We start from the raw sequence: 15,588 nt of genomic DNA on the forward strand, positions 1-15,588 counted from the left end.
GCCGGCCGGGGAAACCCCGCCGGCCGTTGGCTCCTGCCCAAAAACGATCCGCCACCATCTCGAAGGAAAACCCGTCCCAACGCTTGACAAAAAACATAGGGACACCCCCCCACCTGCGACACGCAAAATCCCTGCCGCTACCGGTATTCAGGTAGCGACAGGGATTTTGCGCGTCGGGAGCGCATTAGCGCGTCGAAACCTACGGGATCGGAACCGGTACGACGCCGAGCGGCACCAGGTGCTCCGCTCCGCCGTCGGGGGCTGAGAGTACCCAGATCCCCTTTTCGTGGACGGCAACCGAGTGCTCCCATTGGCAGGAGCGCTTGCCGTCGGTGGTCACCACTGTCCAGTCGTCCTCCAGCACGGCGGTGTCGATGCTGCCACGGACCAGCATGGGCTCAATGGCCAGGCACAATCCGGGCTTGATCTTGGGGCCACGGTGGCTGGTGCGGTAGTTCAGGACATCCGGGGCCATATGCATCTCGGAGCCGATGCCGTGGCCCACGTAGTCCTCCAGGATGCCCAGCGGCTTACCGGGCACGGAGGAGACGTAGTCGTCGATGGCCGCGCCGACGTCGCCCACGTGGCTTCCTGTGGCCAGTGCGGCGATGCCGCGCCACATGGCTGCCTGGGTGACGTCTGAGAGACGCTGGTCCTCGGGGTCGGCCTTGCCCACGATGACGGTCCGGGCAGAGTCGGAATGCCAGCCGTCGACTATCGCGCCGCCGTCGATCGAGACGATGTCGCCGTCGTTGAGGACCTTGCCGCCGGGGATGCCGTGCACCACTTCCTCGTTCACAGAGGTGCAGATGGTGGCGGGGAAGCCGTGGTAGCCGAGGAAGTTCGACTTGGCGCCGGCCTCATTGAGCACCGCGGCGAAGACGTCGTCCAGCTGCTTGGTGGTGACCCCGGGAGCGGCTGCGGCCACTGCCGCGTCCAACGCACGGCTCAGCACCAGCCCGGCGTCGTGCATGATGCGCATTTGGGCGTTGGTCTTGTATTCGATACGGGGCTGGCCGAAGGCCATGGTGTGTCCTCTCAATGGGTGAGGCTCCTCCCGGATGCCGGGAGGAGCCTCGGAAAAGCATGTTGCGGGGGCTTAGGCGGCCTGGGCTGCCTTGATGGCCTGCATAACGCGGTCGGTGACCTCGTCGATGCCGCCGATGCCGTCAACCTGGGTCAGGATGCCGCGTTCGGCATACTTGGCCACAACGGCCTCGGTCTGCTCGTGGTACAGGTCCAGGCGGTGGCGGATCACGGCTTCGTTGTCGTCGCTCCGGCCCGTTTCCCTGGCACGGCCCAACAGGCGGGAGACGAGTTCCTCGTCGTCGGCCGTGAGCTGCAGGACGACGTCGAGCTTTTCTTCGCTGTTCGCGAGGATGCCGTCAAGGTAGTCCACCTGCGCCGTGGTGCGCGGGTAGCCGTCCAGGAGGAAGCCGTTTTCGACGTCGGACTCGCTGAGGCGGTCGCGGACCATTTTGTTGGTGACGCTGTCCGGAACGAAGTCCCCGGCGTCCATGTACTTCTTGGCCTCGATGCCAAGAGGAGTTTCGCCCTTCACGTTGGCGCGGAAGATATCACCGGTGGAAATCGCCACGACGCCGAGGCGCTCGGAAATGCGTTCCGCTTGAGTTCCTTTTCCGGAACCGGGGGGTCCAATAATCAACATTTTCGTCATCGCAAAAGCCCTTCGTAGTGACGTTGCTGTAGCTGCGCATCTATTTGCTTGACGGTTTCAAGGCCAACGCCCACCATGATCAGGATCGAGGTGCCACCGAACGGGAAGTTCTGGTTCGCGTTGATCAGTACCAGTGCCACCAGCGGAATCAGTGCCACGAAGCCCAGGTACAGGGCACCGGGCAGCGTGATCCGGGAGAGCACGTACTGCAGGTAGTCCGCGGTCGGTTTTCCGGCACGGATACCCGGGATGAAACCGCCGTACTTCTTCATGTTGTCCGAGACCTCTTCAGGGTTGAAGGTGATCGCGACGTAGAAGTAGGTGAAGAACACGATCATGGCGAAGTACAGCGCCATGTAGATCGGGTGGTCTCCTCGGGTCAGGTTGTTGTTGATCCACTCAACCCACGGCGCGAGCGCCTCGCCCGCTTTGGGCTGGTTGAACTGTGAGATCAGTCCCGGCAGGTAGAGCATGGACGATGCGAAGATCACGGGGATCACGCCTGCCATGTTCACCTTGATGGGGATGTAGGTGCTGGTGCCGCCGACGGTCCGGCGTCCGATCATCCGCTTGGCATACTGCACCGGGACACGGCGCTGGGACTGCTCCACGAAGACCACCAGGGCAACCGTCACCAGGCCGATGACCAGGACCATAAAGAACGTGCCCGGGCCCTGTGAGCTCCAGATGGCGCCCAAGGACGTGGGGAACGTCGCCGCTATGGAGGTGAAGATGAGCAGCGACATGCCGTTGCCCACACCCTTTTCGGTGACGAGTTCGCCCATCCACATAATGAGCCCGGTACCGGCGGTCAGCGTGATGATCAGCAGGATGGTGGTGATGATGCTGTCGTCAGGAATGATCGGCAGTGCACAGCCCGGAAGCAACTGGCCTGAACGTGCCAGCGACACCAGCGTCGTTGCGTTCAGCAGGCCCAGGGCAATGGTGAGGTACCGCGTGTACTGGGTGAGTTTGGACTGCCCGGAGGCGCCCTCCTCGTACAGCTCCTGGAAACGGGGAATGACCACCCTGAGCAGCTGCACGATGATGCTGGCCGTGATGTACGGCATGATGCCCAGCGCGAAGATGGACACCTGAAGCAAGGCACCGCCGCTGAACAGGTTGACGAGCTGATAAAGCCCGCCAGCGGTCTGACCGTTCTGCAAGCATTGCTGGACATTCTGGTAGTTCACACCAGGCGAGGGGATGAATGCACCCAAGCGGAAGATTGTGATGATTGCCAGCGTGAACAACAACTTGCGTCGCAGATCAGGCGTGCGAAAGGCCCGGCCAAATGCGCTAAGCAAGCGTCCTCCTGTGTTGTTTATAAGCGTGGTGTGATGGGGACAATAATCCCAACAACCGAGTCTAACGGGTGGATCGGCCCTGCGAATAATCCGCGAACCCGCGATTGCGGCGAACGGGCGGAAATGGTCGGCAGGCGGATGCGAAAAAAACTCCCGGTGTGCAGGGCCCTGGGGGCCTTGCACACCGGGAGTTCACAACGGGCGTTCGCCCACCGTCTACTAGAGAGCGGTGGTGCTTCCGCCTGCTGCTGCAATCTTTTCTGCGGCGCTGGCCGAGAATGCGTGGGCGGTGACGTCAACCTTGACGGTGATGTCGCCGGTGCCAAGCACCTTGACGGGCTGGTTCTTGCGAACGGCACCCTTTTCGACCAGGTTCTCCACGGTGACTGCGCCACCTTCGGGGAACAGCTCGTTGAGCTTGTCCAGGTTTACAACCTGGAACTCAACCCGGAACGGGTTCTTGAAGCCGCGCAGCTTCGGCAGGCGCATGTGCAGCGGCAGCTGGCCGCCGGCAAAGCCAGCCTTGATCTGGTAGCGGGCCTTCGTACCCTTGGTACCGCGACCAGCGGTCTTACCCTTGGAACCTTCACCACGACCAACGCGGGTCTTGGCGGTTTTGGCACCCGGGGCGGGACGCAGGTGGTGAACCTTCAGTGCGTTCTGCTTCTCAGCAGTGGCGCCCTGAGCCTTTTCGGCGGTGTTCTTCTCTGCCATTTACTTCGCCTCCTCTACCTTTACCAGGTGCGGAACCGTGTTGAGCATTCCAACAGTCACGGCGTCGGCGGTGCGGACAACGGTGTGTCCGATCCGCTTCAGGCCGAGTGACCGAAGGGTGTCGCGCTGGTTCTGCTTGCCGCCAATGGCGGACTTGATCTGAGTGATCTCCAACTGCAGGTCGGAGGGAATCAGGTTCTTAGCCATGGCTTAGACACCCGCCTTCTGGTTCAGGATTGCCTTCACCATTGCTGGCGGAGCAACCTCGTCCAGCGGCAGGCCGCGACGTGCTGCCACTGCTGCCGGCTCTTCGAGCTGCTTCAGCGCAGCAACCGTCGCGTGAACGATGTTGATGGCGTTGGAGGAACCGAGCGACTTGGAGAGGATGTCGTGGATGCCCACGCACTCCAAGATGGCGCGAACCGGACCACCGGCAATAACACCGGTACCGGCGGAAGCCGGACGCAGCATTACGACGCCGGCAGCGGCCTCACCCTGAACGCGGTGCGGGATGGTGTTGCCAATGCGGGGAACGCGGAAGAAGGACTTCTTGGCCTCTTCAACGCCCTTCGCGATTGCGGCAGGAACTTCCTTAGCCTTGCCGTAGCCCACGCCGACCATGCCGTTACCGTCACCAACGACGACCAGAGCGGTGAAGCTGAAGCGACGACCACCCTTGACCACCTTGGAAACGCGGTTGATGGTGACAACGCGTTCAATGAACTGGCTCTTCTCGGCTTCGCGGCCGCCGTCACGGCCACCACGGCCACCACGGCCGCCATCGCGACCGCCCTGGCCCTTGTCGCCACGCTCGCCACGACGAGCGCCACCACGGCGGTCATCGGCAGCAGCTGCGGGCGCAGTGGTCTCAGTGGCCGGAGCAGCTACGGCTTCAGTAGCCTTCTGATCTGCAGACACAGTGTCCTTTTCCTTGTTTGCTTCCGTCACAGTGACAGCCCACCTTCACGTGCGCCGTCAGCGACAGCAGCAATTCGGCCGTGGTACTTGTTACCACCGCGGTCGAAGACAACTGCTTCGATACCGGCAGCCTTCGCACGCTCGGCGACGAGCTCGCCAACGCGCTTGGCCTTGGCGGTCTTGTCACCTTCGAATGCACGAAGATCGGCTTCCAGTGTGGAGGCGCTCGCTACGGTCAGGCCCTTGGTGTCATCGACAACCTGGACGAATACGTGACGTGCGGAACGGTTGACGACCAGACGAGGACGTACAGCCGTACCGGAGATGCGCTTACGGATACGAAGCTGGCGGCGGCTGCGCGAAGCAGACTTGCTCTTGTTCGTACGCTTCTTGTTAATTGAGATGGCCATGGTTACTTACCAGCCTTTCCGACCTTGCGGCGGATGACTTCGCCTGCGTAGCGAATGCCCTTGCCCTTGTAGGGGTCCGGCTTCCGCAGCTTGCGAATGTTGGCAGCAACCTCGCCGACCTGCTGCTTGTTGATACCTGAAACAGAGAGCTTGGTCGGGGTCTCAACTGCAAAGGTGATGCCGTCCGGTGCGGTGACATTTACCGGGTGGCTGTAGCCGAGAGCGAACTCAAGGTCAGATCCCTTGGCCTGAACGCGGTAACCAGTACCAACGATTTCAAGCTTCTTCTCGTAGCCCTTGGTAACGCCCTCGATCATGTTGGAGATCAGGGTGCGGGTCAGGCCGTGGAGTGAACGGGAGGCGCGCTCGTCGTTCGGGCGGGCGACAGTCAGGGTCTCTGCTTCCAGGGAAACCTCGATCGGGCTGGCCACAGTGTGGTTCAGCTCGCCTTTGGCACCCTTGACGCTGACGACAGAGCCGTCAACCTTGACCTCAACGCCGGCAGGAACGGTGATGGGGAGACGTCCAATACGTGACATTATTCTCTTCCTTTCCCGTTACCAGACGTAGGCGAGGACTTCGCCGCCCACGCCCTTCTTGCCGGCTTGCTTATCAGTCAAGAGGCCGGAAGAGGTGGACAGGATTGCGACACCCAGGCCACCGAGCACGTGCGGGAGGTTGGTGGACTTTGCGTAAACACGCAGGCCCGGCTTGGAAATACGGCGAACGCCAGCGATTGAACGCTCGCGGTTCGGTCCGAACTTAAGGTCCAGGGTCAGCTTCTTGCCAACCTCCGCGTCTTCTTCTTTCCAGGAGGCGATGTAACCTTCAGCCTTCAGGATGTCGGCAACGCGTGCCTTGAGCTTGCTGTACGGCATGGACACGGAATCGTGGTACGCCGAGTTTGCATTGCGCAGACGCGTAAGCATGTCTGCGACCGGATCAGTCATTGTCATTTGGGCTCTTGCCCTTCCTCATAACGGTTTCCTCGCTGCTGCATGAAGCATCAGCGAAGGACCTGTTACGTAGTTAGATTAGTCTTCGGCCTTGAACGGGAAGCCAAGCGCCTTGAGCAGCGCGCGGCCTTCGTCATTGGTCTTGGCGGTGGTTACAACCGTGATGTCCATACCGCGTACGCGGTCGATGGAATCTTGGTCGATTTCGTGGAACATAACCTGCTCGGTCAGACCGAAGGTGTAGTTGCCGTTGCCGTCGAACTGCTTGCCACTGAGGCCGCGGAAGTCGCGGATACGGGGCAGAGCCAGCGTGACCAGACGATCCAGGAATTCCCACATGCGGTCTCCACGCAGGGTTGCGTGTGCGCCGATGGGCATGCCTTCGCGCAGCTTGAACTGTGCGATCGACTTGCGGGCCTTGGTTACCTGCGGCTTCTGGCCGGTGATCAGGGTCAGATCGCGGACAGCGCCGTCGATCAGCTTGGAGTCCTTAGCGGCATCTCCAACACCCATGTTCACAACGACCTTCACCAGGCGGGGAACCTGGTTAACGTTGCTGTACTTGAATTCCTCAACGAGCGTGCTCTTGATGGAATCGGCGTACTTGGTCTTCAGACGAGGAACGATCTTCGCTGCCGGAGTCTCGAGAGTCTCAGTCATTAGATGTCCTTCCCGGAGCTCTTGGCCACGCGGACACGCACGTCGCGCTTCACGCCATTGCGCTCCACGGTCTCGGTGCGGAAACCAACGCGGGTGGGCTTCTTGGTGGACGGGTCAACCAGAGCCACGTTGGAGATGTGGACCGAAGCTTCTACGACCTCGATGCCACCAGTCTTGGTGCCGCGCTGCGACTGACCGGCCTTCGTGTGCTTGGTTACGCGGTTAATACCTTCGACCAACACGCGGTTGGTCTCCGGGAATACGCGCAGAACCTTGCCCTGCTTGCCTTTGTCGCCGCCGCGCTCAGCCTTGGCGCCAGTGATGACCTGAACGAGGTCACCCTTTTTGATCTTAGCCATGGACTAAAGCACCTCCGGAGCCAGAGAAACGATCTTCATGAACTTCTTGTCACGAAGTTCACGACCAACCGGTCCGAAGATACGGGTACCGCGGGGGTCACCGTCAGCCTTCAGGATCACAGCTGCGTTCTCGTCAAACTTGATATAGGAACCATCCGCACGGCGGCGTTCCTTCTTGGTACGGACGATGACTGCCTTAACAACATCGCCCTTCTTTACGTTGCCGCCCGGAATTGCATCCTTGACGGTAGCGACGATGACGTCGCCAATGCCTGCGTAGCGACGGCCAGATCCACCGAGAACGCGAATGGTAAGGATTTCCTTAGCACCCGTGTTGTCGGCGACCTTGAGTCGCGACTCCTGCTGAATCACTATTTACTCCTTGCGTCGCGCCGGTTCTCAGACCGAAAATCTTCCTACGGAATGAGCCTTGCGGAACGGTTGATCGGGGTGTCTCTTGACCTGCCTGGATTTTGCCAGACCAGGCCTAAACGCCCGTGCCAAAAACATTTGCTTCCCAGGCGGATCCGGACAGGTCCGGAGCACGAGGGGGCACTATGCCGTGGCACGATTGTTTACGAGGTTGATGACGGCGCACAGAGGGCGCCATACAAACTCAATATCCTAGCACAGTTGGGGGCATCTCCCATATCACACGGCGGCAGCCACAGCACAACTGCTTCCCTCCAGAGCCGGCAACGCACGACGGCGTCACGCACGGCACGCTTTCGGCCCACCGGCGGTGCCACTCCCCCGGAAACCCGGCCTCCCGCCGTCGGACGCTCTCTCACTTAATGCGCCTTTTCGGCGGACGCTCTCTCACATGATGCAAGTTTTTGAACGACGCTCTCTCACTTTCCTAAGAAAAGTGAGAGAGCGTCCGGGGATTTCCCGCATTAAGTGAGATATCGTCCTGATGCAAACGCGGACGACGGCGTCACGCACGGCACGCTTTCCGCCCGCTGGCGGTGCAACTCCCCCGGAGACCCGGCCTCCCGCCGTCGGCCGTCCCCCAAAAACCTGCTCCGCGTGACACCCCAGCCAGCCCACCCACCGCGAAATGCGGAAAACCCCCGCTCCCAAAAAGGGAACGGGGGTTTCCGGTGCAGTACCTGCAAGCAGGCTGCGGGGTGTTACTTGGCCTTTTCGAGGATCTCGACCAGACGCCACCGCTTGGTAGCGGACAGCGGGCGGGTCTCGGCGAGGAGAACGAGGTCGCCGATGCCGGCGCTGTTCTCTTCGTCGTGAGCCTTGATCTTCGTGTTGCGGCGGATGACTTTGCCGTACAAAGCGTGCTTTACGCGGTCTTCTACCTGGACAACGATGGTCTTTTCCATCTTGTCCGAGACTACGTAGCCACGCTTCGTCTTACGGTCACCGCGTTCGCCAGCCGTAGCTGCTGCGGAAACAGTTTCCGTCACGTTCTCGTCCTTTTCACTCACTTGGCATCCTCCTCGGCCTCAACCGTTTCAGCCGTTTCGGCCTTCTTGGTTGCAGCCTTCTTGGACTTCTTCTCTTCCTTGGCTTCCACAACCGGTGCGGCAACCTCGGCACGAATGCCCAGCTCGCGCTCACGGAGAACGGTGTAGATGCGTGCGATGTCCTTCTTTACCGCGCGCAGTCGACCGTGGTTCTCCAGCTGACCGGTGGCGGACTGGAAACGCAGGTTGAACAGCTCTTCCTTAGCCTTACGGAGCTCTTCAACGAGGCGCTCGTTGTCGAACGTGTCCAGCTGTGCGGATGCAAGTTCCTTGGATCCTACTGACATTTCTATTCACCACCTTCGCGACGCAAAATGCGTGCCTTCAACGGGAGCTTGTGGATTGCCAGGCGCAGGGCCTCGCGAGCTACCGATTCCTCGACGCCGGAGATCTCAAAGAGAACCCGGCCCGGCTTGACGTTTGAGACCCACCATTCCGGCGAACCCTTACCGGAACCCATGCGGGTTTCGGCAGGCTTCTTGGTGATCGGACGGTCCGGGTAAATGTTGATCCAGACCTTACCGCCACGCTTGATGTGGCGGGTCATCGCGATACGGGCAGACTCGATCTGACGGTTGGTGACGTATGCCGGGCTCAGAGCCTGGATACCCCACTCACCGAAGGAGACCTTGGTGCCGCCCGTAGCAGCGCCGGAACGACCCGGGTGGTGCTGCTTACGGTGCTTGACTCGACGTGGGATAAGCATTTAAGCCTGTCCTCCTTCTACTGCAGCAGGTGCAGCCTCAACTGCCGGAGCCTCGGCAGCCGGAGCTGCCTCTGCTGCCGGACGGTCGGTACGACGGCGGCGGTCACCACGGTCAGCGCCGCCGGCGCCACCCGGGCGGCCCGGACGGTCGCTGGGACCGCGGCCACGGGACGGAGCAGCAGCTGCCTGCTGAGCCAGTTCCTTGGCGGTGACGTCACCCTTGTAGATCCAGACCTTCACGCCGATGCGGCCGAAGGTGGTCTTGGCCTCGTAGAAGCCGTAGTCGATGTTCGCACGGAGGGTGTGCAGGGGCACACGGCCTTCGCGGTAGAACTCCGAGCGGGACATTTCTGCGCCACCCAGTCGACCGGAGCAGGCGATACGGATGCCCTTGGCACCTGCACGCTGAGCGGACTGCATTGCCTTCTTCATCGCACGGCGGAAAGCCACGCGGGAAGTCAGCTGCTCAGCAACACCCTGGGCAACAAGCTGTGCTTCCATCTCGGGGTTCTTGACCTCGAGGATGTTCAGCTGGACCTGCTTGCCCGTCAGCTTCTCAAGCTCGCCGCGGATGCGGTCTGCTTCAGCGCCGCGGCGGCCGATAACGATGCCGGGACGTGCCGTGTGGATATCCACGCGGACACGGTCACGGGTGCGCTCGATCTCAACCTTGGCGATACCGGCGCGCTCCATGCCAACTGACATGAGCTGGCGGATACGGATGTCTTCGCGAACGAAGTCCTTGTACCGCTGTCCGGGCTTGGTGCTGTCAGCGAACCAGTGCGATACGTGATCGGTGGTGATGCCGAGTCGGAACCCGTGCGGGTTAACTTTCTGTCCCACTTAGCGAGCCTCCTCTTTCTCAGGTGTAGCGACTACCACAGTGATGTGGCTGGTGCGCTTCTTGATCTGAAATGCACGACCCTGAGCACGCGGCTGGAACCGCTTCATGGTCGGGCCTTCATCAACGAACATTTCGCTGATGATGAGGTCGCTTTCGTCAAACGAAACACCGTCGCGGTCCGCGAGGGACCGGGCGTTTGCGATTGCCGACTGTACTACCTTGAATACCGGCTCCGAAGCTGCCTGGGGGGCAAACTTCAGAATTGCCAGAGCCTCATTCGCTTGCTTACCACGAACAAGGTTGACGACGCGCCGGGCCTTCATAGGCGTTACGCGGATGTGACGCGCAATTGCCTTGGCTTCCATTGCTTTCCTTCTCTCGTCTTTGACGTAAGTGCAGGCGCCTAGCGGCGCTTGCCCTTACGGTCGTCCTTGACATGGCCGCGGAATGTCCGCGTGGGAGCGAATTCGCCGAGCTTGTGCCCGACCATCGACTCAGTGACAAACACCGGAATGTGCTTGCGTCCGTCGTGTACGGCGATCGTGTGCCCAAGCATGTTGGGGATGATCATCGAACGGCGGGACCAGGTCTTGATGACGTTCTTGGTGCCCTTTTCGTTTTCCCTGTCCACCTTTACAAAGAGGTGCTGGTCAACGAAAGGACCTTTTTTCAGGCTGCGTGGCATGTGTCCAGGCTCCTATCGCTTGTTCTTGCCAGTACGACGGCGACGAACAATAAGCTTGTCGCTCTCTTTGTTGGGACGCCGGGTGCGGCCTTCCCGCTTACCGTTCGGGTTGACGGGGTGACGTCCACCGGACGTCTTACCCTCGCCACCACCGTGCGGGTGGTCAACCGGGTTCATCGCGACACCACGGACGGTCGGGCGAACGCCCTTCCAGCGCATGCGGCCGGCCTTACCCCAGTTGATGTTCGACTGCTCGGCGTTGCCGACCTCGCCGACGGTTGCGCGGCAGCGCACGTCAACGTTGCGGATTTCGCCGGAAGGCAGACGCAGCTGGGCGAAGCGGCCTTCCTTGGCTACAAGCTGGATCGATGCGCCGGCGGAGCGGCCCATCTTGGCGCCGCCACCCGGACGCAGTTCAACTGCGTGGATTACGGTACCAACCGGGATGTTGAGCAGCGGCAGGTTGTTACCGGGCTTGATGTCAGCACCGGAACCTGCCTCAACGACGTCACCCTGGGAGAGCTTGTTCGGGGCGATGATGTAACGCTTGGTGCCATCAACGTAGTGCAGGAGGGCGATGCGAGCCGTGCGGTTCGGATCGTACTCGATTTCGGCAACGCGGGCGTTGACGCCGTCTTTGTCGTGGCGACGGAAGTCGATCAGACGGTACTGGCGCTTGTGGCCACCACCCTTGTGACGGGTCGTGATCTTACCGGAGTTGTTACGGCCGCCCTTTTTGGGCAGCGGACGTACCAACGACTTTTCCGGCGTCGACCGCGTGATTTCGGTGAAGTCCGCTACGCTCGAGCCACGACGGCCCGGGGTAGTCGGCTTGTATTTACGGATTCCCATAATTTATTTCCTCGTTAAAGTGGTCTCCGCTACGAGAGCGGACCGCCGAAGATGTCGATGGTGCCTTCTTTGAGGCTCACAATTGCACGCTTGGTGTTCTTGCGGGTACCCCATCCGAATTTGGTGCGCTTGCGCTTACCGGCACGGTTGATGGTGTTGATCGATTCGACCTTGACGGAGAAAATCTTCTCCACGGCCAGCTTGATCTCGGTCTTGTTCGAGCGGGGGTCCACCAGGAAGGTGTACTTGCCCTCATCGATCAGGCCGTAGCTTTTTTCCGATACGACGGGTGCAAGCACGACGTCGCGCGGGTCTTTGATGGTGGCTGCACTCACTTGGCATCCTCCTCGTTCTTTGCTACTGCCCGGTCAGCAACGAATGCTTCGTAGGCAGCCTTGGTGAAGACAACGTCGTCAGAGACGAGTACGTCGTAGGTGTTCAGCTGGTCTGCGTACAGAACGTGAACACCGGCGAGGTTGCGCACGGAAAGTGCTGCAACATCGTTGGCGCGCTCGATGACAACCAGCAGGTTCTTGCGCTCGGAAACTCCGCGCAGCGTTGCCAGTGCGTTCTTGACGGACGGCTTGGTGCCCTCCACCAGTTCAGCAACAACGTGGATGCGTCCGTTGCGTGCCCGGTCAGAGAGTGCGCCGCGCAGTGCAGCAGCAATCATCTTCTTGGGGGTGCGCTGGCTGTAGTCACGCGGTGTGGGACCGTGGACTACGCCACCACCGGTCATGTGAGGAGCACGGATTGAACCCTGACGGGCGCGGCCGGTGCCCTTCTGCTTGAACGGCTTGCGACCTGCACCGGAAACTTCGGCGCGGGTCTTGGTTTTGTGGGTACCCTGGCGAGCAGCAGCGAGCTGGGCTACGACGACCTGGTGCAGCAGCGGCACGTTGGTCTGAACGTCGAAGATCTCTGCAGGCAGGTCAACCTTGACAGTGCTAGTCATTGAACTAGGCTCCCTTCACGGCGGTGCGTACGAGTACGACCTGGCCGCGGGCGCCGGGGACGGCACCCTTGATCAGGAGCAGCGACTTCTCGACGTCAACTGCGTGAACCGTGAGGTTCAGCGTGGTGTGACGAACGGCGCCCATGCGGCCGGCCATTTTCATGCCCTTGAAGACGCGGCTCGGGGTGGATGCGCCACCGATTGAACCGGGCTTACGGTGGTTCTTGTGAGCACCGTGTGAGGCGGGAGCACCGTGGAAGCCGTGACGCTTCATAACACCGGCGAAGCCCTTACCCTTGGTGGTGCCAATAACGTCGATCTTCTGGCCGGCTTCGAAGAGCTCAACAGAAAGCTCCTGGCCCAGCTCGTAAGTGTCAGCATCTGCTGTGCGCAGTTCGACGACGTGGCGGCGAGGCGTGACGCCTGCCTTTTCAAAGTGACCAGCCAGCGGCTTGGTGACCTTGCGGGGATCGATCTGGCCGTAGCCGATCTGAACAGCTACGTAGCCATCAGTGTCTGCGTTGCGCAGCTGGGTGATGACGTTCGAATCTGCCTGGACCACAGTGACGGGGATGAGCTTGTTGTTCTCGTCCCAGACCTGGGTCATGCCGAGCTTCGTGCCCAGCAGGCCCTTTACGTTACGGGTTGCGGTCATAGTCTCTCAGCACCTCCCTACAGCTTGATTTCGATGTTCACGTCGGCCGGCAGGTCGAGACGCATAAGCGAGTCAACAGCCTTCGGCGTGGGATCGATGATGTCGATAAGACGCTTGTGCGTGCGCATTTCAAAGTGCTCGCGGCTGTCCTTGTACTTGTGCGGAGAGCGGATAACACAGTAAATGTTCTTCTCCGTCGGCAGCGGCACGGGGCCAACTACCGTTGCGCCTGCGCGCGTGACCGTCTCAACGATCTTCCGTGCTGAAGAGTCAATGACCTCGTGGTCATATGACTTCAGCCGGATGCGGATTTTTTGTCCCGCCATGTCGCCTGACTCTCTTTCAGTTAGTGCTGCTCCCGGTGAGGGCTGCTCTGTTCACTTTCTTGTTGCATGTGGCTGCCGAAGCATTTGAAGTCTGAACTACCACCCGCCGCGCAAGCTGAATCCGGATGAATCCGGGTTCCTCAACCTGCCGACGTAACCGACCCCCGCGGTCGGGCGTGTCGCGCTTAGCACGCATACAAATCCGCAGTTCCATGGGGAGTGGGTTATGTTTGGGCTTCCACTTGGACCCTGACACCCGGCATTATCCGGATCGGGACACGAAGAAGCGCTTGAACAACTCATCTAGTATGCCGGATATTATGCCCAGAAGCGAATCTGCAGGCTGACACCTCCCCGTCCGGCCCAGTGCGCATTCGGGCCCTGCACGGCCTGGGGTCATTGCCTTCGGCAACATCCGAATGGATGATGGGGGAATGACCGTCGAAAATGACGTTTCCGTCCAGAATCTGGCCGACCGACTGCCCAGCTCGTTCACCCTGGGTGTTGCCGCGGCCGCCTTCCAGATCGAAGGCTCCCTCTCCGCTGACGGACGGGGTCCCTCCGGCTGGGACGCCTTCGCGGAGAAACCCGGCGCCATCATCGATGGACACTCCCCAGCAGTGGCCTGCGACCACTACAACCGCTCGCCCGAAGATGTGGCTCTCATGCGGAACCTCGGCGTGGATTCCTACCGCTTTTCCATCTCCTGGCCGCGCATCCAGCCGGACGGCCGCGGCGCGTTCAACAAACAGGGCTTGGACTTCTACGACCGCCTGATCGACCAGCTGCTCGAAGCCGGCATCTCCCCCATGGCCACCCTCTACCACTGGGATACGCCACTGCCCTTGGAACACCGTGGCGGCTGGATGAACAGGGCCACCGCCGAACGCTTCGCTGAGTACGCAGGCGAGGCCGGCCGGCGTTTTGGTGATCGCGTAGACCAGTGGGTAACCCTCAACGAACCAGCCTCGGTAGTCCTCAACGGCTATGCGCTGGGCGTCCATGCCCCCGGACGGGATCTCCTCTTTGACGCCTTTCCTGCTGTCCACAACCAGCTGCTTGCCCATGGCATGGCCGTCCAGGCGCTGCGCGCAGCAGGGGTCCGCGGCGGAATCGGCGTGACCAACCTCCACTCCCCCGTCCGGCCGGCCACGCGAAAAATCGCGGACAAATACATCGCGCTGGTTTTCGACCTGATGCTCAACCGGATCTATGCCGATCCGGTCCTCCTGGGCCGATACCCCCGCCCGCCGCTCATCACCAAGCCCTGGTTCCGGTCGTTCGGCAGAATCCCCGACGCCGACCTCCGCACCATCCACCAGCCCCTGGACTTCTACGGCGTGAACTATTACTACCCCACGAAGGTGGCAGCCGGACGGGGTCCGGCAGAAAGCCCCACGGGTCCTGCCGAGGCGATGGTGCGGGTGCCGTTCCATCAGGAGCCGTTCCCCGAATACGGCACCACGGGTTTCGGCTGGCCGGTAGCACCGGAGCATCTGGGCATCCTGCTGCGCGAACTAAAGGACCGCTATAAAGGGGACCTGCCCCCGTTGTACATCACCGAAAGCGGCGCCAGCTTCCCGGAGCCCGACCATGTCAGCGGCCCCATCCAGGACCTGGACCGGATCAATTACATCGCGGACCACCTGCGGCACGCGCTGGAGGCGACGGCACCGGGCGGAATTGCCCACGACGTGGACCTCCGCGGCTATTACGTCTGGACCTTGATGGATAACTTTGAATGGGCCGCGGGGTACTCCCAGCGCTTCGGCCTGGTGCACGTGGATTTCGACACCCTGGAGCGCACACCCAAGGAATCGTTCTACTGGTACCGGGCGCTCAGTCAGGCCCGGAAATCACTGGCCGGCGAAGGCCAGCCCGGCTGAACACCGGCGAACACCCCTGCCGGCTGAGGCCCAGTGGCCTTGCTACTTGTCCTTGTTTGCCCGGTTGATTCGCTTGGCGCGGTCAATCTCGGTGCGGAAATGCTTCTTGGCCCAGAAAACTCCGGCGACCACGGCGACCACGATGATCAGAAAAATCAGCCATTCCATGATGTACTCCTCTCGCTGTCAGCAACAG

25 protein-coding genes are annotated in these 15,588 nt (G+C 61.0%); 1 reads left to right on the forward strand and 24 read right to left on the reverse strand.

What is annotated here, in order from left to right; all coding sequences use genetic code 11:
- Nucleotides 1–199 precede the first annotated feature (199 nt).
- The 23 genes from map to rpsJ form a co-directional block, all read right to left on the reverse strand.
- Nucleotides 200–1,027, reverse strand: coding sequence for a type I methionyl aminopeptidase (map, locus tag NG701_RS18025; protein WP_252569491.1), 828 nt, complete (start codon nucleotides 1,025–1,027; stop codon nucleotides 200–202).
- 72 nt (nucleotides 1,028–1,099) lie between these two features.
- Nucleotides 1,100–1,669, reverse strand: a complete 570-nt coding sequence (locus NG701_RS18030; protein ID WP_252570545.1) for an adenylate kinase — start codon at nucleotides 1,667–1,669, stop codon at nucleotides 1,100–1,102.
- Nucleotides 1,670–1,674: 5 nt separating this feature from the next.
- On the reverse strand, nucleotides 1,675–2,985 hold the full coding sequence (gene secY, locus NG701_RS18035; protein WP_058931723.1) for a preprotein translocase subunit SecY: 1,311 nt from the start codon (nucleotides 2,983–2,985) through the stop codon (nucleotides 1,675–1,677).
- 219 nt (nucleotides 2,986–3,204) lie between these two features.
- Nucleotides 3,205–3,699 carry a 50S ribosomal protein L15 gene (gene rplO, locus NG701_RS18040; protein WP_252569494.1) on the reverse strand — a complete coding sequence of 165 codons (495 nt, stop codon included), beginning with the start codon at nucleotides 3,697–3,699 and terminating at the stop codon, nucleotides 3,205–3,207.
- Entirely contained in the window at nucleotides 3,700–3,906 is a 207-nt protein-coding gene (rpmD, locus tag NG701_RS18045) for a 50S ribosomal protein L30 (RefSeq protein ID WP_056344352.1), read from the reverse strand. It abuts the gene before it with no gap.
- Nucleotides 3,907–3,909: 3 nt separating this feature from the next.
- A complete protein-coding gene (rpsE, locus tag NG701_RS18050; RefSeq protein WP_058931721.1) occupies nucleotides 3,910–4,647 on the reverse strand; it encodes a 30S ribosomal protein S5 in 738 nt (245 codons plus the stop codon).
- Complete coding sequence (gene rplR, locus NG701_RS18055; RefSeq protein WP_058931720.1) at nucleotides 4,644–5,027, reverse strand: 50S ribosomal protein L18; 384 nt, start codon at nucleotides 5,025–5,027, stop codon at nucleotides 4,644–4,646. Before rplR ends, rpsE begins: the two co-directional genes overlap by 4 nt.
- 2 nt (nucleotides 5,028–5,029) lie before the next feature.
- Nucleotides 5,030–5,566, reverse strand: a complete 537-nt coding sequence (gene rplF, locus NG701_RS18060) for a 50S ribosomal protein L6 (RefSeq protein ID WP_056344361.1) — start codon at nucleotides 5,564–5,566, stop codon at nucleotides 5,030–5,032.
- 18 nt (nucleotides 5,567–5,584) lie between these two features.
- Nucleotides 5,585–5,983, reverse strand: coding sequence for a 30S ribosomal protein S8 (gene rpsH / locus NG701_RS18065; protein WP_056344363.1), 399 nt, complete (start codon nucleotides 5,981–5,983; stop codon nucleotides 5,585–5,587).
- Nucleotides 5,984–6,061: 78 nt separating this feature from the next.
- Nucleotides 6,062–6,643 carry a 50S ribosomal protein L5 gene (gene rplE / locus NG701_RS18070; protein ID WP_185261220.1) on the reverse strand — a complete coding sequence of 194 codons (582 nt, stop codon included), beginning with the start codon at nucleotides 6,641–6,643 and terminating at the stop codon, nucleotides 6,062–6,064.
- On the reverse strand, nucleotides 6,643–7,002 hold the full coding sequence (gene rplX, locus NG701_RS18075) for a 50S ribosomal protein L24 (RefSeq protein WP_056344369.1): 360 nt from the start codon (nucleotides 7,000–7,002) through the stop codon (nucleotides 6,643–6,645). The genes rplE and rplX overlap by 1 nt, the downstream gene beginning before the upstream one ends.
- 3 nt (nucleotides 7,003–7,005) lie before the next feature.
- A complete protein-coding gene (rplN, locus tag NG701_RS18080) occupies nucleotides 7,006–7,374 on the reverse strand; it encodes a 50S ribosomal protein L14 (RefSeq protein ID WP_024366126.1) in 369 nt (122 codons plus the stop codon).
- A gap of 761 nt (nucleotides 7,375–8,135) precedes the next feature.
- The gene (gene rpsQ / locus NG701_RS18085; protein ID WP_056344371.1) at nucleotides 8,136–8,444 is read right to left on the reverse strand and encodes a 30S ribosomal protein S17; all 309 of its coding nucleotides are present in this window, start codon (nucleotides 8,442–8,444) and stop codon (nucleotides 8,136–8,138) included.
- Nucleotides 8,441–8,770, reverse strand: coding sequence for a 50S ribosomal protein L29 (gene rpmC / locus NG701_RS18090; RefSeq protein WP_252569497.1), 330 nt, complete (start codon nucleotides 8,768–8,770; stop codon nucleotides 8,441–8,443). The genes rpsQ and rpmC overlap by 4 nt, the downstream gene beginning before the upstream one ends.
- Nucleotides 8,771–8,772: 2 nt before the next feature.
- The gene (rplP, locus tag NG701_RS18095) at nucleotides 8,773–9,189 is read right to left on the reverse strand and encodes a 50S ribosomal protein L16 (RefSeq protein ID WP_056344375.1); all 417 of its coding nucleotides are present in this window, start codon (nucleotides 9,187–9,189) and stop codon (nucleotides 8,773–8,775) included.
- A complete protein-coding gene (rpsC, locus tag NG701_RS18100) occupies nucleotides 9,190–10,032 on the reverse strand; it encodes a 30S ribosomal protein S3 (protein ID WP_056344378.1) in 843 nt (280 codons plus the stop codon).
- On the reverse strand, nucleotides 10,033–10,398 hold the full coding sequence (rplV, locus tag NG701_RS18105; protein ID WP_056344381.1) for a 50S ribosomal protein L22: 366 nt from the start codon (nucleotides 10,396–10,398) through the stop codon (nucleotides 10,033–10,035).
- 38 nt (nucleotides 10,399–10,436) lie between these two features.
- Nucleotides 10,437–10,718, reverse strand: coding sequence for a 30S ribosomal protein S19 (gene rpsS / locus NG701_RS18110; protein ID WP_056344384.1), 282 nt, complete (start codon nucleotides 10,716–10,718; stop codon nucleotides 10,437–10,439).
- A gap of 12 nt (nucleotides 10,719–10,730) precedes the next feature.
- Nucleotides 10,731–11,570, reverse strand: a complete 840-nt coding sequence (rplB, locus tag NG701_RS18115; protein WP_056344386.1) for a 50S ribosomal protein L2 — start codon at nucleotides 11,568–11,570, stop codon at nucleotides 10,731–10,733.
- Between the two features lie 29 nt (nucleotides 11,571–11,599).
- Nucleotides 11,600–11,905, reverse strand: coding sequence for a 50S ribosomal protein L23 (gene rplW, locus NG701_RS18120; RefSeq protein ID WP_018773664.1), 306 nt, complete (start codon nucleotides 11,903–11,905; stop codon nucleotides 11,600–11,602).
- The gene (gene rplD, locus NG701_RS18125) at nucleotides 11,902–12,525 is read right to left on the reverse strand and encodes a 50S ribosomal protein L4 (protein ID WP_056344389.1); all 624 of its coding nucleotides are present in this window, start codon (nucleotides 12,523–12,525) and stop codon (nucleotides 11,902–11,904) included. Before rplD ends, rplW begins: the two co-directional genes overlap by 4 nt.
- Before the next feature lie 4 nt (nucleotides 12,526–12,529).
- On the reverse strand, nucleotides 12,530–13,180 hold the full coding sequence (rplC, locus tag NG701_RS18130) for a 50S ribosomal protein L3 (RefSeq protein WP_056344391.1): 651 nt from the start codon (nucleotides 13,178–13,180) through the stop codon (nucleotides 12,530–12,532).
- A 17-nt stretch (nucleotides 13,181–13,197) separates the two neighbouring features.
- On the reverse strand, nucleotides 13,198–13,506 hold the full coding sequence (gene rpsJ / locus NG701_RS18135; protein WP_024366135.1) for a 30S ribosomal protein S10: 309 nt from the start codon (nucleotides 13,504–13,506) through the stop codon (nucleotides 13,198–13,200).
- Nucleotides 13,507–13,940: 434 nt separating this feature from the next.
- On the opposite strand from rpsJ, the gene NG701_RS18140 reads away from it, so the two are divergent.
- A complete protein-coding gene (locus NG701_RS18140; protein WP_252569500.1) occupies nucleotides 13,941–15,392 on the forward strand; it encodes a GH1 family beta-glucosidase in 1,452 nt (483 codons plus the stop codon).
- A gap of 42 nt (nucleotides 15,393–15,434) precedes the next feature.
- Here the strand turns inward: NG701_RS18140 and NG701_RS21060 are convergent, their stop codons facing one another.
- Nucleotides 15,435–15,560 carry a hypothetical protein gene (locus NG701_RS21060; protein WP_256468624.1) on the reverse strand — a complete coding sequence of 42 codons (126 nt, stop codon included), beginning with the start codon at nucleotides 15,558–15,560 and terminating at the stop codon, nucleotides 15,435–15,437.
- Nucleotides 15,561–15,588 lie beyond the last annotated feature (28 nt).

The organism is Pseudarthrobacter cellobiosi (assembly GCF_023913815.1).
Classification (GTDB): Bacteria; Actinomycetota; Actinomycetes; order Actinomycetales; family Micrococcaceae; genus Arthrobacter; species Arthrobacter cellobiosi.